The sequence below is a fragment of the Mesorhizobium koreense genome (assembly GCF_031656215.1).
In the GTDB taxonomy this organism is placed as follows: domain Bacteria; phylum Pseudomonadota; class Alphaproteobacteria; order Rhizobiales; family Rhizobiaceae; genus Mesorhizobium_L; species Mesorhizobium_L koreense.
Window position 1 is genome coordinate 1,980,539 of record NZ_CP134228.1, and the last position, 24,008, is coordinate 2,004,546.

General features: G+C 59.6%; 21 protein-coding genes. 10 read left to right on the plus strand and 11 right to left on the minus strand.

The window, feature by feature from the left end; all coding sequences use genetic code 11:
• Positions 1-152: 152 nt before the first annotated feature.
• The 5 genes from RBH77_RS09405 to speB all read right to left on the minus strand — a co-directional run bounded on the left by RBH77_RS09405 (position 153) and on the right by speB (position 5,649).
• Entirely contained in the window at positions 153-1,625 is a 1,473-nt protein-coding gene (locus tag RBH77_RS09405) for an NAD-dependent succinate-semialdehyde dehydrogenase (protein WP_311031860.1), read from the minus strand.
• A gap of 93 nt (positions 1,626-1,718) precedes the next feature.
• A complete protein-coding gene (locus RBH77_RS09410; RefSeq protein ID WP_311031861.1) occupies positions 1,719-2,093 on the minus strand; it encodes a nuclear transport factor 2 family protein in 375 nt (124 codons plus the stop codon).
• A 12-nt stretch (positions 2,094-2,105) separates the two neighbouring features.
• Positions 2,106-3,413: an aminotransferase class III-fold pyridoxal phosphate-dependent enzyme gene (locus RBH77_RS09415; RefSeq protein ID WP_311031862.1), complete on the minus strand. Its 1,308-nt coding sequence runs from the start codon at positions 3,411-3,413 to the stop codon at positions 2,106-2,108.
• Between the two features lie 38 nt (positions 3,414-3,451).
• Positions 3,452-4,639, minus strand: coding sequence for a M20 family metallopeptidase (locus tag RBH77_RS09420; RefSeq protein WP_311031863.1), 1,188 nt, complete (start codon positions 4,637-4,639; stop codon positions 3,452-3,454).
• A 53-nt stretch (positions 4,640-4,692) separates the two neighbouring features.
• The gene (gene speB, locus RBH77_RS09425) at positions 4,693-5,649 is read right to left on the minus strand and encodes an agmatinase (protein WP_311031864.1); all 957 of its coding nucleotides are present in this window, start codon (positions 5,647-5,649) and stop codon (positions 4,693-4,695) included.
• Between the two features lie 414 nt (positions 5,650-6,063).
• Between speB and RBH77_RS09430 the strand changes: the two genes are divergently transcribed.
• From RBH77_RS09430 to RBH77_RS09440, 3 genes are all read left to right on the plus strand, one after another.
• Entirely contained in the window at positions 6,064-7,713 is a 1,650-nt protein-coding gene (locus RBH77_RS09430) for a 5-guanidino-2-oxopentanoate decarboxylase (RefSeq protein WP_311031866.1), read from the plus strand.
• 184 nt (positions 7,714-7,897) lie between these two features.
• Positions 7,898-8,587, plus strand: a complete 690-nt coding sequence (locus RBH77_RS09435; RefSeq protein ID WP_311031867.1) for an IclR family transcriptional regulator — start codon at positions 7,898-7,900, stop codon at positions 8,585-8,587.
• A 10-nt stretch (positions 8,588-8,597) separates the two neighbouring features.
• Entirely contained in the window at positions 8,598-8,798 is a 201-nt protein-coding gene (locus RBH77_RS09440; protein WP_311031868.1) for a hypothetical protein, read from the plus strand.
• A gap of 228 nt (positions 8,799-9,026) precedes the next feature.
• On the opposite strand, the gene RBH77_RS09445 is transcribed toward RBH77_RS09440, so the two are convergent.
• From RBH77_RS09445 to RBH77_RS09465, 5 genes are all read right to left on the minus strand, one after another.
• The gene (locus RBH77_RS09445; RefSeq protein ID WP_311031869.1) at positions 9,027-10,520 is read right to left on the minus strand and encodes a sulfatase-like hydrolase/transferase; all 1,494 of its coding nucleotides are present in this window, start codon (positions 10,518-10,520) and stop codon (positions 9,027-9,029) included.
• A 36-nt stretch (positions 10,521-10,556) separates the two neighbouring features.
• Positions 10,557-11,360, minus strand: a complete 804-nt coding sequence (locus RBH77_RS09450; RefSeq protein ID WP_311031870.1) for an ABC transporter permease — start codon at positions 11,358-11,360, stop codon at positions 10,557-10,559.
• Positions 11,347-12,225, minus strand: a complete 879-nt coding sequence (locus tag RBH77_RS09455) for an ABC transporter permease (protein WP_311031871.1) — start codon at positions 12,223-12,225, stop codon at positions 11,347-11,349. The genes RBH77_RS09450 and RBH77_RS09455 overlap by 14 nt, the downstream gene beginning before the upstream one ends.
• Positions 12,222-13,313, minus strand: a complete 1,092-nt coding sequence (locus RBH77_RS09460; protein WP_311031872.1) for an ABC transporter ATP-binding protein — start codon at positions 13,311-13,313, stop codon at positions 12,222-12,224. The genes RBH77_RS09455 and RBH77_RS09460 overlap by 4 nt, the downstream gene beginning before the upstream one ends.
• 131 nt (positions 13,314-13,444) lie before the next feature.
• Positions 13,445-14,530: an ABC transporter substrate-binding protein gene (locus tag RBH77_RS09465; protein ID WP_311031873.1), complete on the minus strand. Its 1,086-nt coding sequence runs from the start codon at positions 14,528-14,530 to the stop codon at positions 13,445-13,447.
• A 169-nt stretch (positions 14,531-14,699) separates the two neighbouring features.
• Here RBH77_RS09465 and RBH77_RS09470 point away from each other — a divergent pair, with 169 nt between their 5' ends.
• Positions 14,700-15,608: a LysR family transcriptional regulator gene (locus RBH77_RS09470; protein ID WP_311031874.1), complete on the plus strand. Its 909-nt coding sequence runs from the start codon at positions 14,700-14,702 to the stop codon at positions 15,606-15,608.
• A gap of 724 nt (positions 15,609-16,332) precedes the next feature.
• Positions 16,333-16,521 (plus strand): DUF2188 domain-containing protein, encoded by a 189-nt coding sequence (locus RBH77_RS09475; RefSeq protein ID WP_311031875.1) that lies wholly within the window; start codon positions 16,333-16,335, stop codon positions 16,519-16,521.
• A gap of 321 nt (positions 16,522-16,842) precedes the next feature.
• Here RBH77_RS09475 and RBH77_RS09480 read toward each other — a convergent pair whose 3' ends face one another.
• Positions 16,843-17,559: a GntR family transcriptional regulator gene (locus tag RBH77_RS09480; protein WP_311031876.1), complete on the minus strand. Its 717-nt coding sequence runs from the start codon at positions 17,557-17,559 to the stop codon at positions 16,843-16,845.
• Positions 17,560-17,887: 328 nt separating this feature from the next.
• On the opposite strand from RBH77_RS09480, the gene RBH77_RS09485 reads away from it, so the two are divergent.
• Genes RBH77_RS09485 through RBH77_RS09505 form a run of 5 tightly spaced genes read left to right on the plus strand, consistent with a single transcriptional unit; the run spans position 17,888 to position 23,765 of the window.
• Entirely contained in the window at positions 17,888-19,318 is a 1,431-nt protein-coding gene (locus tag RBH77_RS09485) for an ABC transporter substrate-binding protein (protein ID WP_311031877.1), read from the plus strand.
• 4 nt (positions 19,319-19,322) lie between these two features.
• Positions 19,323-20,291 (plus strand): carbohydrate ABC transporter permease, encoded by a 969-nt coding sequence (locus tag RBH77_RS09490; RefSeq protein ID WP_311031878.1) that lies wholly within the window; start codon positions 19,323-19,325, stop codon positions 20,289-20,291.
• On the plus strand, positions 20,288-21,148 hold the full coding sequence (locus RBH77_RS09495) for a carbohydrate ABC transporter permease (RefSeq protein WP_311031879.1): 861 nt from the start codon (positions 20,288-20,290) through the stop codon (positions 21,146-21,148). The genes RBH77_RS09490 and RBH77_RS09495 overlap by 4 nt, the downstream gene beginning before the upstream one ends.
• Positions 21,145-22,242, plus strand: coding sequence for an ABC transporter ATP-binding protein (locus tag RBH77_RS09500; RefSeq protein ID WP_311031880.1), 1,098 nt, complete (start codon positions 21,145-21,147; stop codon positions 22,240-22,242). Before RBH77_RS09495 ends, RBH77_RS09500 begins: the two co-directional genes overlap by 4 nt.
• Positions 22,239-23,765: a sulfatase gene (locus RBH77_RS09505; RefSeq protein WP_311031881.1), complete on the plus strand. Its 1,527-nt coding sequence runs from the start codon at positions 22,239-22,241 to the stop codon at positions 23,763-23,765. The genes RBH77_RS09500 and RBH77_RS09505 overlap by 4 nt, the downstream gene beginning before the upstream one ends.
• The last annotated feature ends 243 nt before the right edge of the window (positions 23,766-24,008 follow it).

Sequence of the window (24,008 nt, forward strand, 5' to 3'; positions counted from 1 at the left end):
GGTTGCTAGCGGCCCAATCGGCCAGGTTGCATGATTTCGATAGAGGAGGCCGCGACATCCGAGTGGGCCTCCGGAACATGTCTTGCCGAGTTCGACCATGAGACGCGCCAAACCGAAGTCCGAGCGTGGCGAACGAGCCAATACGCAAAGCGTCACACCTGCAGGCAGATGTACTTCAGGTCGACGTAGTCGTCCGCTCCGTACTTCGAGCCTTCTCGTCCCAATCCCGACTGCTTGACACCGCCGAACGGCGCGACTTCGGTGGAGATGAGACCGGTGTTGACCCCGACCATTCCGGTTTCCAGCTCCTCGGCCACCCGGAAGATTCGTCCGATGTCGCGTGAATAGAAATATCCGGCCAGGCCGAACTCGGTATCGTTCGCCATCGCAATCACGTCGTCCTCGGTCTCGAAAGAGAACAGCGGCGCCAGCGGGCCGAATGTTTCTTCCTTGGCAACTTTCATTTCCGGTGTGGCGCCGACGAGAACGGTCGGGAGGAAAAATCGACCACCTTGTTCGGCGACAGAGCCACCGACCGTGATCCGCGCGCCCAAGGCAAGCGCATTCCGAAGGTGTTCACTGACCTTCCGGACGGCGTTTTCGTCGATGAGCGGACCGATTTCCGTACTATCGGCAAAGCCGTCGCCCACCTTGAGGTCACTCACACGGACGGCGAGCTTCTCGGCGAACTCCTGGTATACGCCCGATTGCACGTAGATGCGGTTGGCGCAGACACAGGTCTGGCCGGCATTCCTGAACTTCGCCGCCACTGCGCCTTCGACGGCCGCGTCGATATCCGCATCGTCAAAGACGATGAACGGCGCGTTGCCGCCCAGTTCGAGGCTGAGCTTCTTGATCTGGTCGGCTCCCTGACGCATCAAAAGGCGGCCAACGCCGGTCGACCCCGTGAAGGATATTTTGCGAACGAGCTTGCTCCGACAGAAGGTGGTTCCGACCACGGCCGCGTCCGTCGACGTCAACACGTTGACAACACCGGCCGGCATGTCCGTACGTTCAGCAAGGACGGCGAGTGCCAACGCCGACAGCGGAGTTTGCTCGGCGGGTTTTGCAACCATGGCGCAGCCTGCGGCGAGCGCGGGAGCAAGCTTTCGAGCGAGCATCGCGCTGGGAAAATTCCAAGGCGTAATCGCACCGACGACACCGACAGGCTTTTTGAGCACGAGGATACGCTTGTCGGCCTGATGCGCTGGGATCACATCACCGTTCAGCCGTTTTGCCTCCTCCGCGAACCATTCAACATAGGCCGCACCGTAGAGAATTTCCGCACGAGCCTCATGAAGTGGCTTGCCCATTTCGGCGGTCAGGATGACGGCGAGATCGTCGACGTTCGCAACGATGAGATCATAGAACCGGCGAAGATATGCAGAACGTACCTTCGCCGGCAGTTTCGCCCATCGCTTTTGGGCAGAGTGAGCGTGCTCGATCGCTCGCATAACTTCCGCCGCATCAAGGTCGGGGACGGAGCCAATCCGCTCTCTGGTCGAGGGGTTGAAAACATCGAAGGTCTTACCGTCGTCGGCCGAAACCCACTTCCCAGCAATAAAGGCTTTGTCGGCAAGAAGAGCCGGATCTTTCAATCTCGATGTAAGAAAGGGCACCGACATGGGTTTCCTTTGATTAGCGTTGAAACGCGCGCACGCTACGCTGGGCGGATGAACCACGCTGACGTCGGCGTCTTTTGAATGCGGAGAAGCTGGCTAAATTTCGAAGTGCCACACCTTCGAAACGATCTGCCATCTGCCGTCGATGAGGACGAAGGTCAGGTCGTCGACGAACCTCTTCGGCAGGTAGATGTCCTTGACCCGGGCATGAGCGGTCGTTGGGCTGGCAATAGTAACCGAGACAATCTCGTCCTGGCGAACGTCGCCTTTCCCCTTGGGCGAGGGCCGTCCGGCAACAAGGTCCATGTACGCGTCGACAGTCAGATTTACGAGCGTTCCCTCGGTAGCGGAATAGAGCTGCGCTCTGGGATGAAAGACCGAACGAAAACGGTCAACGTCACCGAAATAGAGCGCGTCCAGATATGCCTGCACGGCCGATCGGACGTCCTCCTGACTCGAATTGTCGGTCATCTGTCGCTCCTCTCAAGCCGCGTCGCGTTCATACTCGGCATCCGCCAGAGCTAAGCCATGGTCAAGCGCTGACAGCAGCGTATCGAGTTCGGCATCCGAGATGATGAACGATGGCGCGAGGAACAGCGATGTCTGCTCGCCGCTGGTGCCGATGATCGCACCGGCCTCGATTGCTTTGGCGGCAACGCGGGACGCGATCGGGGACACGGCCGTGTCGGCGTACCAATCGCGCCAGTCCGGGCCATGAAGCTCGACAGTCCAGTGCAAGCCGAAGCCATCAACGCGAGCCACGCTCGGGTGCCGGCGTGCGATCTCGACCAAGCCCTGCCGCATCTTCCCTTCGAGAGTCTTGACGCGGCGGATGATTGCACCGTCTTTCATGACGGAGAGGTAAGCGCGTATTGCGGCGACGGCGCTCGGATGGGCGCGGAAAGTGCTGTAGGTCTGCCAGCTCTTGTCCTTCATTTCGTCGACGATGTCCTTCGACATCACGACCGCTCCTGCTGGGGCGGACCCGCCGGCAAGGCACTTGCCGAGCGTGACGATATCCGGTCGCGTCTCGCCCCCCTGGAAGGCGAACCATCGGCCACTCCGGCCAAGGCCGGTCACGACCTCGTCGGCGATCCAGAGAGATCCCGCTTTCCGTGCCGCCCTGGCCACGTAGTCCTGATAGTCCGGATCGTAGTAGATGCCCCCTTGCGTGTAGTCGATAATCGTCGCCGCCACGGAGGCCAGCGCCTCCTCGGCACCCGCCAAGCGTTCGGCGAGCGGCCGGTTATCCCCCACGCCGCCATACCTGGCATTGATCGGGCCGGGCAAGATCCGGACGGGAACCTGCGCCGGAACCAGCTTGCTGCCACCGCCCTGGATCGCCAAGCCGCCATGCCAATGGGGCTGCACCGTCATCTGCCGGGCAAGCCCGGCCATCCCATGATATGCGCGCTCCCGGGCGGCAAGCTCCGTGCGGCCGGTGAGTGCCTGGGAGAACGTCAATGCAAGATCGTTGGCCTCGCTTCCGGACAGAAAGAAGCGAACGGCGCCGACCCAGCTCTTTTCCTCGCCAAAAGCGATATCGATCAGGTCCTCGGCCGCTGCCTCGCGCTCCGCCCAGAACCACCCTTCGTTGATGACGGGATTCGATGCCGCCTTGATCATCGCTTCGACCATCACCGGATGCTTGTGGCCGAGTGGCCCGCCGGTGTTGCTGCCGTCGATAAGACGGCGGCCGTCGGCCAGAATGAAGTACACGCCCTCGCCATCGACGACCTTGATGACCGGATCTTTGCCGGCATTGAGACCGGTTTGAAGAAGTCTGCTCATGGAACTCTCCGTACGGATTGTTTCGTGGAAAGGGTGCGTCAGGCGGTCTCGCAGATGTCGACGATCATGCGGCTCCAGATGCCGCATGCCTCGACAAGGTCCGCGACAAGGATGTGCTCATCGGGCGTATGCGCCCACTTCTCGTTGCCGGGGCCAAGGCCGACGGTCGGGATGCCCGCCGCGCACATGAACGTGCCGTTGACGCCAAATCGCCATGAGGCGACGGTGTCCTGCCGACCCGTGACGCTCTGCCTCGCGCGAAGCGCGGCCTTGACGACCGGGTTGCCCGGTTCGACCCACATCATCGGATAGTGAACGATGACTTGGAGCTCGTACCTGAAGCCGGGATTGCCGGTGGCGAGGTTATCGAGGATGCCACGCAGCTCGCGCTCGCAGCTCTCGGCGCTCTCGCCGCGCACATATCGTCTGTCGACGCGGATGATGCACCGATCGGGCACGACCGCGGTGCCGTTGTCCGGCGTGGATTTCATTGAGATCAGCGTGACTGTAGCAGGTCCGAGAACATCATCGTCCTTGAGGGTTTTGGCGTACCGCTGCAGCTCGTCGAGGAACGGGGCCGCCTGGAAAACCGCATTGACGCCATTGCCCGGTTCGGAGGCGTGGGATGTCCTCCCGTGGATGATGATCTCGACGTCGATCTTGCCGCGATGGCCGATGTGAATGCGGCCGCGGCTGGATTCCGTGTTCAACCCGAAGTCCGTCCGGATGCCACGCGCGATCACGGAGGGAACGCCCAGCGGCGAGTCGACTTCCTCGCCGACATCCGCGACCAAAACCACATCACCGCGAAGCTTTACGCCTGCTTTCCTGATGGCCGCGATGGCGTGGGCACTTGCCATGACATTGCATTTCATGTCGCAGGTGCCGCGTCCATAGATCGCGACGCCTTCCTCGTCCCAGCGTCCGGCATCGACAAGGTCCCCGCTGAACGGATCTTTCATCTCGCCCGCCGGGACGTGGTCAATATGGCCGTTTACCATCAGTGACGGACCATTACCCTCCCCCCGCAGGACACCGATGACGTTGCCGTTCTGATCGATTTCAGCGGTATCTAACCCCAGCTCCCGAAGATGCCGGAGATAGATCGCGGCAACATTGCCTTCTTCAAAGGAAAGGCTGGGGGTCCTTACGACTTCCTGACAGGCCGCCACCATGCGGTCGACATCTAAAGATCTGTCTATGGCTGCAAAAATGGACTCGTTCATTCTCTCACGCCGCTTTCGCCCAGAGGCCGGTTGTGTTCGGAAGCCGGTGGCAGCTAGCGAGTTTTCTCGACGCCTTTGGCCATGATGCAGAGTATTTCGAACATCATGTTTGCAGCGGTGACGCAGGTAATGCCGGTCGGATCGTAGACCGGCGCCACTTCGCTGATGTCGGCGCCTATAAGATCCTTGCCCTGAAGCGACCGGATGATCACCTGGAGATCGCGCGGAAGAAGGCCGCCGATTTCCGGCACGGCCGTACCCGGCGCGTATGTGGGATCGATGCTGTCGATGTCGAGAGAGAGATAGAAGGGACCGTCGCCGATGACGCTGTTGATCTTCTCGATCGCGGCAGCGCGGCCCATATCTTCATACTCGTCCAGGGTGATGATGTTGTAGCCCTTGTCGTAACCGAACTGGACGTCGTCATCGCCGAAGCGGCTGCCGCGCAGGCCAAGTTGCACCACACGCTTGGGATCGATCAGGTTCTCCTCGTAGGCGCGGCGCATGAAGGTGGCATGGTTCACCTTCGTGCCGCACATCGTGTCCATCACGTCGGCATGCGCGTCGATGTGGAGAATGCCGACCGGCCGATCCGCGGCCAGTGCCCGCAGGATCGGCGTCGGGATGGTGTGGTCGCCGCCGACCGCGATCGGCCGAATGCCCGCATCCTTGATCTCCTTGAAATACGCCTGGATCTGGTCGATGGAAACATCCTTGTTCAGAGGATTGATCGGCGCGTCGCCGATGTCTGCGACGGTGCACAGGTCATACGGCCGCACACCACTCACGGGATGGATGCGGCGGATGATGCGCGACGCCTCGCGGACGCCGGATGGTCCTTGGCGGGGACCCGAACGATAGTTCAGGCCAAGATCAAAAGGAACGCCGCACAAGCCGATGTCGATTCCGCGAACGATATCGTGCCGACGCGTCCGCAGAAACGTCGCGACGTCGGAAAAGCGTGGGGTGATGGCCGCGTCGACGGGCTGAAAGTCGTTTCTGTCAAGCATGGGCGTCTCCTCTTACCGTCGCAAGGATGGTTGGGCTGATCTGCTCTCGAATTCCCGCCCACATTGGTGTCGGGACGGTGCGCTGGTCGTAAACGGCAAAAAAGATCATCGTCACGACTTCGCCGACAATAAGAAGGTGAAGACACCGCCCGCGACCACGCCGGGGAGGATCGATGCAGCGATGACCTTGAAGAAGAGCCGAACCGGAGATGCCCGAGGCTGAGACCCGCTCCGATTAGTTCCGATCGAATTCCCTCGACCATGTTCGAGTTTCCACCTTTCTGTCGGCTGTTTAGATTCCGTATTTCGGAAACTATTTTTGTTTTTCGAGATAATTAGGGGGTTGCCCGCCCTCTGTCAACGACATATTCAGTTCTCTAGAATTTATTTCCGGAAAACGGAATCGGAGGATACATGAGGCACACAGGTGGTGGGGAACTCGTCACTCAGTTGATGGGCTATGGAGTCGACACCGTTTTCGGGATGCCGGGCGTTCATACCCTGGCCTTCTTCGAGCCACTCGCCCGCAGCACCATCCGCCACATCGGGGCAAGGCATGAACAGGGCGCCGCATTCATGGCTGATGGCTATGCGCGCGCCACAGGTAAACCGGGCGTTTGCCTCATCATCAGCGGGCCGGGCGTGACCAATGCTGCGACTCCGATCGGGCAGGCGTATTCGGACTCGATCCCGGTGTTCGCGGTCACGAGCGTAATCGCCCGCGCGGATATGGGTCTCGGACGCGGTATGCTGCACGAGATCACAGACCAACAGGCTGTCACCGCCCCCATCACCGGATTTAGCGCAACCGCACTGACCGGCAGGCAAATCGGCGAACATCTTGTGCGCGCCATGACGTTGTTCCAGGCCGAGCGGCCGCGCCCGGTCCACCTGTCGATCCCCCTCGACGTGCTCGACGAAGACGTCGAGCCCGGCCCAGTTCGCCGGCGTCTCCCCCGCCCGCCAGGCCCCAACCCGGCCGATATCAGCGCCGCCGCCGAACTGATCCGCGCCGCAACGCGTCCTGTCATTCTGGCCGGAGGCGGCTGCCGGAATGCCGGAGCACCGTTGCGCCTCCTCGCGGAAGCCTTGCAGGCGCCTGTCGTCACCACCGTCGCGGGGAAAGGCGTCGTTCCCGAATCGCATCCGCTCTCCCTCGGATCGACCTTGCAACGGGGAAGAACCCGCAGGCTCGTCGAGGCTGAAGCCGATCTGGTGATCGCGATCGGCACCGAGATTTCAGAACCGGATCTCTATGTGACGGCGGACAGTGAAGCTGCTTCGGACGCCAAGCCGCTGACGGATGCCACCCGACTGGCGATTTCCGGGAAATTCATCAGGATCGACATCAATCCCGCCACTACCGTCCGGGACTATGTTCCCGACGTTGCGATCGTATCAGATGCGGCGCTTGCCGCGGCGGCGTTGGTTGAAGAACTGAACCGGGATGGCGGCAAAGTCTCTTCTTCGTGGGATACCGATTTTGATGCCATCAGGCAGCGGGTCAGGCAGGACATATCAGCGCTGGAACGGCAGCACGTCGCGGTTCTCGATGCCGTCCGGGCGGCGCTGCCGGCGGATGCTCTCGTCTATGCGGACATGACTCAGATCGCCTATACGGGATGCGTCTATTTCCCTGTCGACGTGCCAGGCACATGGCATTTCCCCGTTGGGTACGGAACGCTCGGTTACGCCCTGCCGGCGTCGATCGGCGGTGCGCTGGGATCGCCCGGCCGCGCCTGCGTCGCCATTGTCGGCGACGGCGGCCTCCTTTTCACCGTCCAGGAGATCGCGGCGGCGGTGGAGCAGAAACTGCCGCTTCCCATCCTTCTCTGGGACAATGACGGCCTTGGCGAAATCGCCGATTTCATGCGGGCTCGTGATATTCCGGAGGTCAGTGTCCGCCCGCTCAATCCCCAATTCAAGGCGCTTGCTGAATCCTTCGGCTGCCTGACGGCAGTGCCCAAATCACTCAAGGAAGTCGAAATCGAAATCCGTCGAGCATTGTCTGCTGATCGCCCGACGGTCATCATCATCAAGCAGGATTCAGAATATCTGCGATGAGCCAGGAAGGGCACTTCCGGCATGCCGACTTTTTTGATTTTTCCCGAAACACTTTGCGGATCCGCATATGCGGACACGGATGGTCTGAATGGCGAAGACAACCGATAGCAAGACCGAGAAGGGTTCGAACCCGCTAAGGCGAATTGCGACCGTCCTGGACGCGGTTGCCTTTTCGACGTCGGGATTGACGCTTCAGGACATTGCCGCCGCCGCGCAGATTCCGGTCTCGTCGGCGCACAGGATCACCAACACCTTGCTTGATGTCGGGTATCTCGAGGCCGCGCCCAACAACAAGGTCTACCTCATCGGCCCGCGCCTGCGGCGGCTGCTCAATTTAAGTTTCGGGGATGCACCGATCGACAAGGTCGCCTCGCCGCTCCTGGCTGAACTGGCCAACAAGCTCCAGGAGGTCGCCTTCATCTGCCGGCTGGTCGGCGGGGTGATCAAACTGGAGGCATTCGCCTTTCCGCAGGAAGCCCCATCGTCACTGATCCATCCAGGCTACGAATTTCCCTTCCACGCGACGGCGAGCGGGAAAGCCATGCTGGCCTTCCAGAATGAAGACTTCATTTCCGACGTGCTGAGTGAGGATATCCCCCGCTACCAGGCCGAGACTACCGTCGATCGCGAAGAAATCCGGCGTCAGCTCGATGCGGTCAGGTTGCGCGGTTACGCTGTGAACGACATGGAGTTCGACCCGGGCGTGTTCGCGCTCGCGGCCCCTGTTACCTTCGAACATGGGAATGTGTTCCTCACCGTCGGCATCGTCGGCATGAGCACCAGGATGCATGGTCGGTTCGAGGAGGCGGAGATGGCCAGTCTGACGAAGTCGGCGGCCGCCAAACTGTCTCACCTCCTCTCGAGCCATCGATAGCGGGGCGAGGATGGCCAAGCCGAAGAAGAATACGCTCCGGTTCTGGTCGTTCGCTGTGATCGCTCTTCTGGCCAGCGTCGCACTGGTCACGCTGGCGCGCATGACGATGCCCTCCGGCGGCCAGATGACCTATGCCAAATACGGTTGCATCCCCCACGATCCATCAAAACGTGAATGGGGCCCGTACCTGGGGCTTTCCCCTTGTAGGTGATCGATTTGGTCGCCCGCCGGCAGCGTCGGGGATTCCTACGACAACGCTCTGGCAGAGACGATCGACGGCCTCTGCAAAGCCGAACGCATCCACGGTTGGCCGCGGGTGAGGCATTGAGGCCGTCGAGTTTGCTGCGCCGGGTCGGCTCGTTCAGCAATCGCCGGCTGCTGGCCCACCGGAAACAGCTTGCCGGCCAAAGCCGGAGGGACAGCTACGCCATGCTGGATCTCAGTTCTCGACGCCCAGGACCCTGTCCATTGCATGCTCAGGGTAATGGCCCCTTCGGATCACGGCTTCAACACCGCCATGTCGTTCGACGGTGGCCTCCTGGTCGTCAAATGCCTGCTGATTGGCGCGCTCGGGATCGACGATTTCACGTAAGAGCGCCTCACACTTCGCCCGGATTTCGGCGTGTTCCGCGCTTTCGCCCAAGTCATTCGCCTCATCCGGATCGGCATCCAGATCAAATAGCTGAGGGGCGAAACCAACGTGATAAATGTACTTCCACTTTCCCTCGCGGATCATGAAACTGCCGGTGATCGACCCCCCGGCATGGTATTCGCTAAATACCGTCCGCTTTACCGGCAACCCGTTCGCAACATCAAAAAGGGATTTACCGGGATACGTGATGCCGTTCGCAGGTATCTTTTCCCCCAGGGCGTCGACGATCGTAGGATAAAGATCCACGAGCGAAACGGGCTCGTTTATCACCTTTCCTTGCGGAATGTCCGCCCCGGCAATGATGAGCGGTACGCCGATGGATTCCTCATAAAGCGTCGAGCAACTCCAGATGCCTCGGTCGCCCAAATGGTCGCCGTGGTCGCTGGCATAGACAATTCGCGTATCGTCGGCCTGGCCGCTTTCCTCAAGCGCATTCAGAACCAGCCCGATGTTGTGATCGAGAAACGTGCACAGACCATAGTATCCGGCGCGCGCGCGGCGCACCTTCGCCTCGTCGAAATAATCGTCGTAATTCCAGATCTCGCGATTGGCCACGACTGTCGGGTGGTTTGGCCGCTCGTCCTGCCCATACTGCTTGGGCATCGGGATTTTGTCGTGAGGATAGAGGTCATAGAACTCCTGCGGCGCGATCAGCGGGAAATGCGGCGAGACGAACGAGACAAATAGCATCCAGGGCCTGTCGGCATTCCGTTCTTTTTGCGAATTGATCCAATCAAGCGCGGCGGCTGTGATCCGCCGGTCGTAGTCGATGTGATTGCTATCACCACCGCCGGCCGCTTTGGCCATCATGGCCGGGCCGCTAACCACTTCCTGCCCCTGCTTTGCGGAGGTTTTTGTGCTCGGATAGGTGGTCTTGTTCTTACGAAGCATTCCGATCAGGTCGCCAACGCCGAACCGGACGTGCATGGGGAGGATCTCTTCGTCAAAGCCGTTGTCGTCGTCGACGTGCCGGAAATGCAGCTTGCCGATCGAGACCGTCTTATGCCCGGTCTCGCGCAACCGGTGGCTCCAGCCGGGTTCGGTGCCGTCCCACGGATGCCCGTTGTCCCAGCAGCGGATTTCATGGACATACCGCCCGGTCGACAAACTCGCCCGGGACGGAACGCACAGGGGCGAATTGGAATAGGCCGTCGCGAAGCGCGTGCCACGTGCCGCAAGCTTGTCGAGATTCGGGGTCTGGACGATCTCGCTCCCGTAACAGCCCAGGGCGCTGCGGGTATGCTCGTCCGACATAAAGAGAATGAGGTTTTTTCCGTCCACTTTTCTTTCTCCACATTGCTGCAGGTCGGCCTTCGATCAGGCGTTCCGTTTCCTGGTTTTGTTTGCGAGCGCCAGACCCAGTAGAGCGAGTGCGATATTGAAGATGATCAGGACCGCGGAGATCGCCGCAAGGATGGGGCTGAGATCAAAGAAAATGCCGTCGAGCATTTTCTTGGGCAGGGTCGTGGTATCGATGCTGCTGAGGAACATTGCGATTACGACTTCGTCGAACGAGATCACGAAAGCGAAGATCGCGCCGGCTGCAATGCCCCGCCAGATCAATGGGATAGTGACGAGCCACAGTGAGGTAATTGGTGATGCCCCCAGGCTCAGCGAAGCTTCTTCATACGAGCGAGGCAGCGCGGCCAGCGCCGAGTTGACGTTGAGGATCACGAACGGAAGGCAGAGAACGGCATGTGCCATCGCGATGCCGAATTCCGTTCCGACCAAGCCGAGGCTCGCGTAAACGCCGTAGACGGAGATGGCGACGACGACCAAGGGCAGCATCATGGGAAGCACAAGTATGATGTTGAACAGGTTCTTCCCCGGGATGTCCTGCCGGTGCATGCCGACGGACGCCAGGACCCCGACTGTCGTCGCAACGATCGTTGCGAACAAAGCGACGCGAAGACTAACCATGGTCGCACCCATCCAACTGCCGTCGGTGAGATAGGCAACGAACCAGTGAAACCCGATGTTCTTCGGCGGGAACCGGAGCATGGATCCGGTTTCCAGCGATAACGGAAAGATCATCACCAGCGGTATCAGCAGATAGACGAACCCTACGATGGCGACGGTCCACATCGCCAGTGTGACCCCTCCCGCCTCAAGCCGTTGCATCGCCAGCCCCTGTCGTATTGCTGCTGGAAATGACCCGCAGATAGGCCGCGACGACAATCACGACTACAGCAAGCAGGACAACCGAGGCCGCTCCGGCAATATCCCAGTTGAGCAGCGTCTCGATCTCATTGGTTATGTAGGTTGCGGCGACCAGTACCTTACCGCCCCCCAACAGGGCCGGCGTCACGAAGAAGCCCAGCGCCATGGCGAAGACCAGAAGACTACCCGCCATCACACCGGGCATGCTGAGCGGCAAGGTGACCGTCCAGAAGGCCGTCTCCGGCCTGGCGCCGAGGCTCGCCGATGCTTCGAGATAGGTCTTGTCCTGAGCCTGAAGCGCCACGAAAATCGGCAAGACCATGAAAGGCAGAAGCACATTCGTCATTCCGAGCACGACGCCGAACTCGTTGAACATGAAAGAAATCGGCTGATCAATAATACCGGTCGAGATCAGGAATTCATTGATCGGCCCGCGCCGCTGGAGCAGGTAGATCCACGCGAAGTTCCGCACCAGGATGCAGCTCCAGGCCGGCAGCAGCACGGCTAGAAAGAGTACCGGCCGCAATCTGTTCGAAGCATTCGCCAGCGCATAGGCAATTGGAAAGCCGAAGAACAGACAGCCCAAGACCACGAACGCGCTGATCTTGAGCGTGGCTATCAGCGAGTTGATGTACAGGCTCGACGAGAACAGGCTCTGATAGTTTTCCAGCGAAAGCTCAGCACCCCCAAAGCTGCGGTAAGCGAGAAGAGCGATCGGGAAGAGAAAAAGCAGTCCCACAAGAAGCAGCGCCGGTGCGATCATAACCAGGCTACCGATCATTCCGGGAATCCGGAGGGTTTCCCTCAAGGGGACGCGGGCGCTCATGCGTCTGCTTCCGCGACGACAAGCGAACAATCGTCCTTTGACCAGCTGACGATCGCCTTCTGCCCAACCGAAACGACCGCTTCACCTGCCCTGTTGGCGATCTTGGCCGTTATATCGGTTCCGGCGACTGCAACCGTGATCTGCGTCACATCGCCGAGGAAAACCATCGAGTGGACAGTGCCCTCAAGCCAGTTCTCCTGGGCCTCGGTCCGGTCGGTCGAAACGCGGAGCTTCTCGGGGCGGATCAGAAGTTTGAGGCACTTGCCTTTTGTTCCGTGCAGATTTGCGGGCGCCCGGATACCGGTCCGGTCAAGCACTTTCAGGCTCGCGAAATCGCCGTGGACGCCTTCAAGCAATGTCGGAACGAGGTTCGAATCGCCGATAAAGCTGGCGACGAATTCGGTCGTCGGGCGGTCGTAGAGCTCCTGCGGCGTGCCAATCTGCTCTATACGTCCATGATTCATGACCGCCACTCGATCGGACATCGTCATCGCCTCGATCTGGTCGTGCGTCACATAAACGGTAGTGATGCCGACGCGCTTTTGCAGCGTGCGGATTTCAGCCTGCATGCGGTCGCGCAGCTTCTTGTCGAGCGCGCCCAAGGGCTCGTCCATCAGCAATAATTCGGGGTGGAAGATGAATGCCCGCGCCAAGGCGACCCGTTGTTGCTGACCGCCGCTCAATTGCCGTGGATAGCGGTCGCCGAAACCGTCCAGCCCGACCATGTCGAGCGTTTCCTTGACCAGCTTTGCAATCTCCGCCGCTTTCACCCTTCGGCGCTTTAGCGGATACGCAACGTTCTCAATCACCGTAAGATGCGGAAAAAGGGCATATTTCTGGAACACCATCCCGATGTTGCGCTTGTAGGATGGTATATATCCGACATCGGCGCCATGCAGCTCAAGTTTACCGGAAGTTGGATATTCGAATCCTCCGAGCATACGAAGCAATGTCGTCTTTCCGGAGCCGCTTGGCCCAAGCAACGTCAGGAATTCTCCCTTCTCCACGGAAAGCGTGACGCGATCGACGGCCGTAAAATTCCCAAACCTCTTTGTGATATCGACGAGGTTCAAATGGAAATTTGTCATCGTACTTTGTACTTTTGCTTCTCTTGATATTCATGCCCATTCAGGAGCGGGTGATGAATGCGCCTGAATCTCGTGCGACCGCACTTGCCCGGCACGCCGCCGGGCCGTGATCGACGGCGTCACCATTGGTATCAACCAGAGGTGATTTCTGCCCAGCGCGCGCTAAGGGCTCCCAGGTTCTCCGCCCAATAGGCACCATCGAGCAGAACTTGTTTTTTCAGGTTCGCAGGATTGGTCGGAAGAGCCGCTTTCACGAATTCATCCGAGATGCCGTTGATCGCGGCGCCGTTCGTCGGACCGTAGTAGAGCCTGTTTGCGAAAACAGCCTGGCGGTCCGCACGACTGCAGAAGCTGATGAACTTCTGAGCATTCTCACGGTTCGGCGCACCCTTCGCCATCACCCAGGTCAGCAGGTTCATAACCGCGCCGTTGTACTCGAAGCGGAGAGGGCCGCCGTTACGCTGAAGAGCAAAAGCGCGGCCATGAACGAACTCGGACATGTCGAGTTCGCCCTGCATCAGCATGTTCTCGGCCTGACTGCTGCTGGTGTACCAGATATTGATTTTATTCTTGATCTCCTCAAGCGCCTTGAACGCCGCCTCTTTCTTGGCGGCATCGATGGGATTTACGTTGGCCGCAGCCATCCCTTTTGCCATCAGAGCGTATTCAAGGTGGCGGGCTGCGATCGACCCGAACATGCCACGCGCGCCCGGGAAGCGATCGGCATCCCAAAAGTCGGCCCAGTTTCCCGGAGCGCCGCCCGCATAGGTCTCACTATTGTAAGTGATGCCCCAGGAGATCGACCCGTAGCCGTAGCCCCATGGATCGAGTGCGGCAGGAATATGCGATCCGCGATCTTTGATATCGCCGAGGTCAATTTCCTGAGTCAGGCCATCGCGCCGGCCGATGGCGTTCCAGAAGGGAGGTCCGTCGAGGAGGTCGATCTCGACATTCCCGGCGGCGCGCTGCGCCTTGACCTTGGCGAGGCCCTGCGGGCCGTAGGTCGTCTCCTTGACCTTGATCCCGAACTCCTTCGAGAATGGCTCGAAATAGACTTCGCGCAAGGCATCCTGAAATGAGCCGCCCCAGGAAGAGATGACAAGTTCACCCGAACCGCCGGCGTATGCGCGCTTCACCATGGGCGCGAACAACAAACCCGATCCGAGCGTGGCCGCACCGGCCGTGCTGAGAAATTGGCGTCGCGATTGCCTGATCATTTGATACCTCCCTTCGCAAGCCCCGACATCTTGCCGTGACCACTCTTCCCGATGGGATCACTATCGAATTGCCACGCCACAGGGAAATGGTATGAATTCAGCGATCCATAACCATCAGTTATATGACTTGGAGAGCTGTCCTCAGCTTAAGCGTTTTTAGGGGCAAAGGTTGATAAAGCATCGGGAAGTTCAGATTCTTCACGCGTTATTGGTGACAGGTTCGGTATCGGGCACGTCCAAGCTGCTGAATGTCTCCCAGCCTGCCGTCAGCAAAGCGCTTGCAGCACTCGAGAAGCGTATCGGATTTCAGCTCTTTCAGCGCACCGCCGGTCAACTGGTCGCCAAGCCCGAGGCAACGTACCTGTTCGAAGAACTGGATCAATGCCTGAAAATCATCGAACGGCTGGATGAACGGGTAAAAAACGCCCAAGGCGAGCCCGGCGACCGACTTCAGATCGCAAGCCTGCCCGGCCCGGCCAGCTTTCTGATCCCGAAGCTGCTTGAGGAGTTCTTCGGGGTGAAAACTGCACACCGTTTCTTGCTAAGTTCGCGGACCACCCCGATCATCAGGGATCTCGTGAGCACACAGCAGGTCGAGATCGGAGTTTTGGTCAATCCGCCAAACTCGACAGCTTACGAGAAGTTTCCTACACCGAACGAATATGTTTGCGCTATGCGCGAAGATCATCCGCTAAGTGCCAAACTCTTACTTCGACCTGTTGATCTAGAGGGCATCCCTCTGACACTCACCAGCAGAGGGCACATCATGCACGAGCAATTGGCGACGGCGTTCGCAAACGACCGCGTCCAGTTTAATCCAGCCCATGAAGTACCTTATTACATTCCCTCATTAGGATTCGCACTTGCTGGTTTCGGTGTTTCGTTTGTCGATACGATTACGGCGTGGAGCTTTGATAACATACTAAAAGCCAAGGGACTGGTTTTTCGAAGATTCGAGCCTCAACTACTTGACGAGATGGCTGTGATTTCGCCATCGCTGCGAACGCTTCCAACGACGGCGATCAGATTTCGCGATTTCTTAGTGGAGCGCATGTCAGCGATGAAATCTCTCTACTGAATGCCTCATCAGTGGCCGGGAATTTTTCTGAAGTCCGAATACGGGTTGTTTGCCCGAGCATCCCATCAGCAACGTGTTATTCCGAATGAAGGCGATCGCAACGCCTGTTGTCCTTGAAGTGCTCCCCGTCTTTGGATCGCCCCGGGCGGGAACTTCCGGGGTGTCGAACATCATGACGCGGTGACGCATGAGGTGAAATTTAATTCGCGGCCGCATGCCTTCGCCCGACACTGGGCTTCACGCTGCGGGCCTGTGCGCCGCACCGGACCAAGCTGGAGATCTTTCACTCGAGGTACAGGCGGCCGATGGCCATGTAATAATCCAGGTCACCGGGCAGTGGTGAGTTCCGTCCCGACCGCTGGTGGGCTTTCACATCCTATTTGATTGATGCCTATGATCGCTGAATCGGCGTCATAGCAGACTGCTTGACAACCACGCCGTTGTGTCAATCGGCAGAGTTGGAGCCGTCAGCGGCCCGTCTGTCTGAAAAATCGCAATGGGCAACCAGACGCTGTTGGCCAAAATCCGATCAGCGAATTTCCTACCAGGTCCGGGATGAGATCGGTACGATTGAGTGTTGCTCTGCGGCAAACGTCTCCAACCCGGCGATCCGCTGCTCAAAGCCGACTTGCGTGATAACTCCTAACATCTAGCATCACTGCCCGCGGCGCGGGCCTCGCCACGCCTGCTCCCACGCCGCGCTCAGCCTCAAAAAAATCGGCCTTTGCGAGGCAGCGCCACACGCGGGTTCGTTTTCGACACGCAGGCCGAAGCGATTGCCTCTGGCCGCGAGAAACTCATCAGTGCCGGCGGTGGCGAACTGTCAGTGCACGGCCGCAATGGCCGGGTCAGGAGCAAGGACACACTGGGCGGCGGCAACGATCCGAACCCGCCGCGCGATCGCGAGCATTGAAAATGGCGAAATTTGACCCGTCTCCTGGCGCGATGTTCCCGGCTGGTCCGGGAGTCTTTGGTGGGCATCCCGCCGGCGATGCGCGCGTTCGCTTTTGGAAAACCACGGTGCTCCGGAGAATGTCTGAAATGAGGGCGCGAAGCGGGCATTCAAGGATTCGCCAGGACCGAACTCTTCCGGATATGAAGGACCTTCGACGGCCGATTTCTCTGCAGAACCGGACATTGCACAATAAGCCCGGCGGGAACTGATGAAACGGGCAGATTTATCTCGAATGAGAGGGCTGCCTCGCATCAAACGATCGCCAATCAAACGTCATTCTCAGGGCTTTAGGTCCATTTCCAGATGGATGTAATCTCCCCGGTAAGTGGCTTCACCGAGATAGATGACCGAACCGTCTGAACCTGTAAAGACACGTCTGATTTCGGCAACAGGCGCGTTGACCGCGATCCTGAGATCCCGCGCCACCTCCACATCGGCCGCTGCGATATTCAGTGTCTGATAGGCCTTGACGATCTCGACCCCCGGCAGCGACGCGAAGAGTGGGATCACGACCTCACGGCGAAAGCGGTCGGGCGCTAGATTGAACACGCGCTCGTCGATAAAAATTGAGACGACACAGTAATTCTCGCCATCGCGGGAATGCACGCGGCGCATGTGGAAATAGCTCGGCGCAGCGAACCCGTCGCGTTCCGTCAGGATCGGGGTAGCTTGCGACTCGACGATGTTGGAGAGGTCGGGCGTGTCGCCCCGGTACATCTCTACAAGATCGTCGAGCGTCGTCTGCACCGAAAGGCGACGCTGTCCTCCTGGCTGCGCCGTCACGAAAGTGCCGCGGCCGCGCTGCGGTGAAAGCAGTCCCTCACCGGCCAGAAGATGAATCGCCTGACGCACCGTCACCCGCGCGACATCGAATTCCTGCATCAGTCGGTCGATCGAGGGCAGCGTCTCGCCACGCCCCCAGATGCCGCGCTTGATGCGGTGACGCATCACGTCGGCGAGTTGCACATAGCGCGGAATCGGAATCCGTTCGAACATGGCTCACCATTATGCGAAAAAAGTACTTGCATCAAATGTTCTATTGTTAGAATGTTTAGGATGTTAAGGTAAAACCGGCGTATGGGCAATCGCAAATGCGCCTCCGGGAATCTGGACGAAGCCACGGCATGGCCGAGGAGTCAGGCGTAGGACAGGGAATTTTTCTGCCGCGGCAGGCGGTGGGCAACAAGAAATATCGATAACGGCCTCAAGAACAAAATCCTGTCGATCGTCGCCACGCCCTCGATCGTCTTAGGATTCATCGGCCGCCGTGGGACCACGAGCAGGCGATCGCCGAGCCGCTCTCGTCACAAAGGGAGGAAATGAAATGAACGAACACGACAATGGCAGGAACACCCGTGGGGCGGGTATCCACAGGAGGACCCTGCTCAAAACGACCGCCGCGGGAATTGCGGCATTGGCTATGCCGGCTGTCCTCACGCGGCCGGTCAGGGCCGCGGCCGACGTACCGGACATGTCGTCGGTGAAGGATGCCAAGATCGATTGGAAGCAGGCGAAGGGTTCGTCGATCACGATCGGCGTCACGCCGGCCGGCTATTTCGACAATCTCGGCGCTCTATTGCCCCAGTTCCAGGAATTGACCGGCATCAACGTCCGACTGGAAAAGACACCCCCGGGTGAGATCAGGCAGAAGGCTGTGCTTGACCTCTCCAGCAAGACCGGAACATGGGCAAGCCATGCAGCCGACCCGATGTATTACCCGCTTTACGCCAGAAACAACTGGATCGACCCGCTCGACACCTATCTTGGCGATTCCAAACTTACCGATCCTGAATGGTTCGCCTTCGACGACATTGTGAAGAGCTGGACCGGGGCAACCTCGGTGGACGGCAAGCCCTACGGCATTCCTTACGACGGCGAGACCACGCTTCAGATCTATCGGACGGATGTCTATGAAAAACTCGGCCTGAAGCCCGCCGACACGCTGGAAGAATATGTCAGCAACGCCGCCAAGGTGAACGATCCATCGAACCGGCTTTGGGGCTGCGCCCTGCGCGGCTTCAAAGGCGCAGGCCAGAACATGTACATCTATCCTTCCCTCTTCGAGGAGTTCGGCGGCAAGTGGTTCAATGCCGAGAACCAGATCATCGTCAACGGCAAGGAAGCGCTTGATGCTCTCGAGTGGTATATCGACCTCTTGACCAAATACGCGCCGAAGGGCGTCGAGAACTGGAACTGGCCCGACATCGCGGACGCCTTCAGCCAGGGAACGGTCGGCTCTTATATCGATGCCAACACGTCGGCCGCCGTCGTCGCAAACCCGGAGAAATCCAAGGTGGTCGGCAAGATCGGCTTCGCGCGCTGGCCGAAGGGGCCATCAGGCCGCAGGGTGGCGTCGATCTGGAATTGGAGCTTCCCGATCAACGGTGCGCTGTCGAAGGAGGACAAGGCGGCGACCTGGCTGTTCATCCAGTGGGCCGCGTCGAAGGAGGTGCAGGCCGCGACGTCCTATGACTTCCCCGGCGCCTACAAGCGTCTCGGCGTCAACCGCACCTCGGTCCTGAACAGCGACGCATTCAAGAAGCTGGCGAACGGCATTGGCGACACATTCATCGACGCCACGACCGCGTCGCTGGAAAAAGACACCCATGTCGATTGGCGACCGCGCGTGCCGCAATGGGCCGCGATCGGCGAAATCATGGCAACGGCAATCCAGGCAAGCCTGGTCGGCCAGGCAAAGCCCAAGGAAGCGCTCGACAAGGCGCAGGAGAAAATCGCCGGCATCATGAAGGGCTGACTGCATGGGAGTTGGAACGCTTCCCAGGCGAGAAGGCGCTAGGATTGAAGGCGCAACAGGCAGCGCGAGCGCGGTCGCGGGGAGGCATAGCAGAACGCCATTCCAGAAGGAGGAAATTTTCGCGGCCTTCCTCGCCGGGCCGGCGCTCCTCGTCCTTGTCGTGACGACGACCTTCCCGCTTGTCTATCTGATCTGGAATTCCTTCCAGAACATCAATCTCGCGATGCCATTCATGAACGGCTTCGCGGGGCTGGACAACTACACTCAGATGATAGCTGATGGCAATTTCTGGCATTCGCTGGAATTGACCGCGATCTACGCGATCAGCTCGGTCCTGCTGCAGGTGGTGATCGGCCTCGGGCTGGCGTTGCTCGTCATGCAGATCCCACGGGGACAGGGTGTCTTTCGCATCGTCGCCATCCTGCCGATCGTGCTGGCGCCTGTCGTGGTCGGCCTGTTCTGGCGAACGCTGATGCTGGCGCCCAATTTCGGCATCGTCGACTTCGCGGTGAAGGCCCTTGGTTTCGGGGCGGTGAACTGGCTCGGCGCGCCGGCGCCGGCACTGATCTCGGTGATCATGATCCACACCTGGCAATGGACACCCTTTGCGTTCCTGGTCTTTCTCGCCAGCCTCGCATCGCTGCCGCCGGACGTGTACGAGGCAGCGCGCATCGACCGCGCGGGACCTGTCCAGCGGTTCATCCACATCACCCTGCCGCTGATCCGTCCGGCGCTGGTGATCGTTGTCATCATGCGCTCGATGATCGCGCTCTCTGCTTTCGCGGCGATCTTCGCCGCCACTCGCGGTGGCCCGGGTACGGCGACGGAAATCCTGAACCTCTATGCCTACAGGACATCTTTCGTGGAACTGAACTTCGGCTACGGCTCAGCGCTCGCCGTGGCGCTCCTCGTCATCACGCTCGCCGTATCCGGCGTGCTGTTCGCGTTACGCACCGCGCGGGTGAGCCAATGACAGCGATAAATCCGCATAAGGCGGCGAGGCTACGCCGCAACGTCTTGCTTTATGTCGCCGCCGCATTGCTTCTGCTGATCTGGGTCGTGCCGATCCTGTGGGCAGTCATCGTCTCGCTGAAATCGGAAAGCGAGGTCCTCGCCTATCCGCCGCAACTCATCTTCCAGCCGACGATGGCGAACTATCGCGATGCCGTGTCAGGCGGCTTCTCGATCCTGCCGAGTTTCTTCACCAGCTTCATCCTCTCCACCGCGACCACGATCCTTACCGTCCTCCTGGCGGTTCCGGCGGCATATGCCTTTGCGCGGCTCAGCTTGCCCGGCAAGAGGGCGCTCGGGTTCTACACGCTCGTCACCCAGATGATCCCCCCGGTCGGGCTGGTCATTCCCTACTTCCTGATCCTCAACAAGATAGGCTGGCTCGACACCTATCAGGGCCTTGTCACCGTATTCCTGACCTTCTCGCTTCCTTTCGCGATCTGGCTGATGGTCTCCTACATGGAGGACATCCCGAAGGAGATGGAGGAAGCCGCCTTCCTCGACAAGGCAAGCCGGCTGCAGACGCTATGGCATGTCATCCTGCCGCAGGTACGCGGCGGTATCGCAGTCACAGTGATCTTCGTCTTCCTCAATGCCTGGAACGAGTTCCTGTTCTCCGTTCAACTCAGCGGCAATCATGTCCGGCCGGTGACGGTCGCCATGTACAATTTCGTGTCCGTCGAGCAGACGCTCTGGGCCAAGCTCGCCGCCGCCGCGCTGATCGCCATGCTCCCCATGATCGTCATCGGCATCGCCGCACAGAAGCAGATCGTCAAAGGGCTGACGGTCGGCGCCGTAAAGGGAGGAGGCCGGCGATGAGCAGCGAGCAGGGGCGCGTATCGCTCAATGGCATTCGCAAGTCGTTCGGGAGCTTCGAGGCGCTGAAAGGGATCGACCTCGAGATCGAACCGAAGGAATTTTTCGCACTGCTCGGCCCCTCCGGTTCCGGCAAATCGACGACATTGCGCGTGATTGCCGGGCTTGAGACGCCCGACGAAGGAACGCTGACGGTAGACGGCATCGACGTCACCTACGCTTCCCCCGGCGAGCGTAACATCGCCATGGTCTTCCAGAATTACGCGCTCTATCCCCACATGACGCTGGAGGAGAATATCGGCTTCCCGCTGAAGATGGACAAAGTGCCGAAGAGGGAAATTCCCGGCCTGGTACGCGAGGCCGCCGAACGGGTAAAGATCGGCCACCTCTTGCACCGACGGCCGGGACAGCTCTCAGGCGGCCAGCAACAGCGTTGCGCGCTTGCCCGCGCCATCGTGCGCAAGCCGCGCCTTTTCTTGCTCGATGAGCCTCTGTCGAACCTCGACGCTCAGTTACGCCTTGAAACCCGGATCGAACTGAAACGACTCCATTCGGGAATGGACGTGACGACCATCTACGTCACACACGATCAAGAGGAGGCGATGACGATCGCCGACCGCATGGCGATCTTCCGCGATGGCGGGATCATCCAGATCGGCACCCCTGACGAGGTCTTCAACCGTCCGGACAACATGGATGTCGCGGGCTCCATCGGCAGCCCGCCGATGAGCCTGTTGCCGGCTGGCATCGACGCCGGCGCCATCACGATCGCGGGCCATCGCGTCGCCCTTGCCGGAATGCACGACACGCCTTCGCCCGATATCGTCATCGGTATTCGGCCAAGCCATGTCCGTCTCGCCGCAGACGGCTTGCCGGCACGTCTGCTGCTTTCCGAAAATCTCGGCGAGAGCATGCTGCTGAACGTCGACGTCCAGGGACAGATCGTCAAGGTCCGGCTCCCCGAGGTTCGCCGTCTGGCAACCGGCGAAACCGTCCACCTCGTCTTCGATCCGGCCCACATCCACCTTTTCGACCCGAAATCGCGCCAGCGCATCGATACAGTCACGGCGGCGCATCAGACCCAGAGGCTCCCATGAAGACCGTCTTCCTGCTTTTCGATTCCCTCAACCGGCTGATGCTGGAACCTTACGGCAGCACGATCCTTCAGACGCCGAACTTCAAGCGGCTCGCCGAGCGCTGCGTCATCTTCGACAAGCACTATATCGGCTCCATGCCCTGCATGCCGGCGCGCCGCGACATGCAGACTGGCCGCCACACCTTCTTGCACCGGAGTTGGGGGCCGCTCGAGCCTTTCGATAATTCCTTCCCGGAGCTTATCAAGACGGTTGGCGGCTATTCGCACCTCATCTCCGATCACTACCATTACTGGGAGGACGGCGGGGCGACTTACCACACCCGGTACAATTCCTTCGAATTCATCCGCGGCCAGGAATCCGATCCCTGGAAGGCGCTGCTCACCTCGCCGATCGACCGTATCCGCGAGAAATATCATCCGAGCCAGAACGATCCGGGCTCCAGGCAGAATCCGTACAATTACATGATCAACCGGGAATTCATCAAAGAGGAAAAGGACTTCCCTTCCGTCCAGTGTTTCGAGGCCGGCTTCCGGTTCCTCGATATCAACCGGACGGCCGACAATTGGTTCCTGCAGATCGAAACCTTCGATCCCCATGAGCCCTTCTTCGCTCCTGACCGGTTCAAGGCAAAGTTCCCGACCGACTATCGCGGCCCGATCCTTGACTGGCCGCGCTACGAGCGCGTGACGGAGCCTCAGGACCAGATCGACGAACTGCGCGCCAACTATTTCGCGCTCCTGACCCTTTGCGACGATCTCCTTGGCCGGTTCCTCGACTATTTCGACGCGCACGACATGTGGGAGGACACTGTCCTGATCCTGACCACGGATCACGGCTTCCTGCTCGGCGAGCACGACTGGTGGGCAAAGAACCGGATGCCGCTCTATGAGGAGATTTCCCACATTCCGCTCTTCATCCATCACCCCGACTTCGTGGGCAAAACGGGCGAGCGCCGGCAGAGCCTGACCCAGACGATCGATTTGATGCCGACGATCTGTGAACTTTTCGGCGCGAATATCCCGCCGGAGGTCGAAGGCAAGTCGCTGCTCAGGCTACTCGAACGCGACGAACCGCAGCGCGAAGCGGCGATGTTCGGCTATTGGGGCGGTGGCGTGAACATCGTCGACGGGCGCTACACCTATTTCTGCTACCCGAAGGACATGAGCAATCAGGACCTTTATCAATACACGTTGATGCCGGCGCACATGACCAAGCTCTTCACGGTCGAGGAATTGAAGAGCGCGAGCCTCGTTCCTCCCTTCGAATTCACCAAGGGCGTGCCGCTGCTTAGGGTCGCGCACAAATCGAAGGCCGATACCAGGACGCACAGCTATCATTTTCCGGAAAAGATGGAGGACACCAATACCGTCCTCTACGATCTCGCGACTGATCCCGGACAGACGACACCAACCGACGACCCCGCCGTCAAGCAACGACTAAAGGACGCTTTGTTCCGGTTAATGCTGGCCAACGATGCACCAAATGAGGCGATCAAGCGAATGAAAGAGTGCTTCGGCGAGTAGTCACCAGAGCCAATTCTATACCGCGTGTCAACCTCCAACATGGTCACTATCGACGTCTGGTTTCGGCAAGCGGCAAGCCGGTCTTACGACCATACGTGGGGGCGCAAAGCGGTCGTCTAGGACCCATTGCTGCAACGCAGCCCTAAAGTCTGTCGTTGAGCAAGTCCATCTTCTCTGCCAGAAGCAGACGTTCGGCATGAACTTGTGTAGCAGCGTCACCCGCCGCGCTCTTTCACTGCCTTC

What these genes read in the sequence shown, in the direction of transcription:
- RBH77_RS09405 (WP_311031860.1), bottom strand. Translation starts at nt 1,625, where the DNA reads ATGTCGGTGCCCTTTCTTACATCGAGATTGAAAGATCCGGCTCTTCTT.
- RBH77_RS09410 (WP_311031861.1), bottom strand. Translation starts at nt 2,093, where the DNA reads ATGACCGACAATTCGAGTCAGGAGGACGTCCGATCGGCCGTGCAGGCA.
- RBH77_RS09415 (WP_311031862.1), bottom strand. Translation starts at nt 3,413, where the DNA reads ATGAGCAGACTTCTTCAAACCGGTCTCAATGCCGGCAAAGATCCGGTC.
- RBH77_RS09420 (WP_311031863.1), bottom strand. Translation starts at nt 4,639, where the DNA reads ATGAACGAGTCCATTTTTGCAGCCATAGACAGATCTTTAGATGTCGAC.
- speB (WP_311031864.1), bottom strand. Translation starts at nt 5,649, where the DNA reads ATGCTTGACAGAAACGACTTTCAGCCCGTCGACGCGGCCATCACCCCA.
- RBH77_RS09430 (WP_311031866.1), top strand. Translation starts at nt 6,064, where the DNA reads ATGAGGCACACAGGTGGTGGGGAACTCGTCACTCAGTTGATGGGCTAT.
- RBH77_RS09440 (WP_311031868.1), top strand. Translation starts at nt 8,598, where the DNA reads ATGGCCAAGCCGAAGAAGAATACGCTCCGGTTCTGGTCGTTCGCTGTG.
- RBH77_RS09450 (WP_311031870.1), bottom strand. Translation starts at nt 11,360, where the DNA reads ATGCAACGGCTTGAGGCGGGAGGGGTCACACTGGCGATGTGGACCGTC.
- RBH77_RS09455 (WP_311031871.1), bottom strand. Translation starts at nt 12,225, where the DNA reads ATGAGCGCCCGCGTCCCCTTGAGGGAAACCCTCCGGATTCCCGGAATG.
- RBH77_RS09460 (WP_311031872.1), bottom strand. Translation starts at nt 13,313, where the DNA reads ATGACAAATTTCCATTTGAACCTCGTCGATATCACAAAGAGGTTTGGG.
- RBH77_RS09465 (WP_311031873.1), bottom strand. Translation starts at nt 14,530, where the DNA reads ATGATCAGGCAATCGCGACGCCAATTTCTCAGCACGGCCGGTGCGGCC.
- RBH77_RS09480 (WP_311031876.1), bottom strand. Translation starts at nt 17,559, where the DNA reads ATGTTCGAACGGATTCCGATTCCGCGCTATGTGCAACTCGCCGACGTG.
- RBH77_RS09485 (WP_311031877.1), top strand. Translation starts at nt 17,888, where the DNA reads ATGAACGAACACGACAATGGCAGGAACACCCGTGGGGCGGGTATCCAC.
- RBH77_RS09490 (WP_311031878.1), top strand. Translation starts at nt 19,323, where the DNA reads ATGGGAGTTGGAACGCTTCCCAGGCGAGAAGGCGCTAGGATTGAAGGC.
- RBH77_RS09495 (WP_311031879.1), top strand. Translation starts at nt 20,288, where the DNA reads ATGACAGCGATAAATCCGCATAAGGCGGCGAGGCTACGCCGCAACGTC.
- RBH77_RS09500 (WP_311031880.1), top strand. Translation starts at nt 21,145, where the DNA reads ATGAGCAGCGAGCAGGGGCGCGTATCGCTCAATGGCATTCGCAAGTCG.
- RBH77_RS09505 (WP_311031881.1), top strand. Translation starts at nt 22,239, where the DNA reads ATGAAGACCGTCTTCCTGCTTTTCGATTCCCTCAACCGGCTGATGCTG.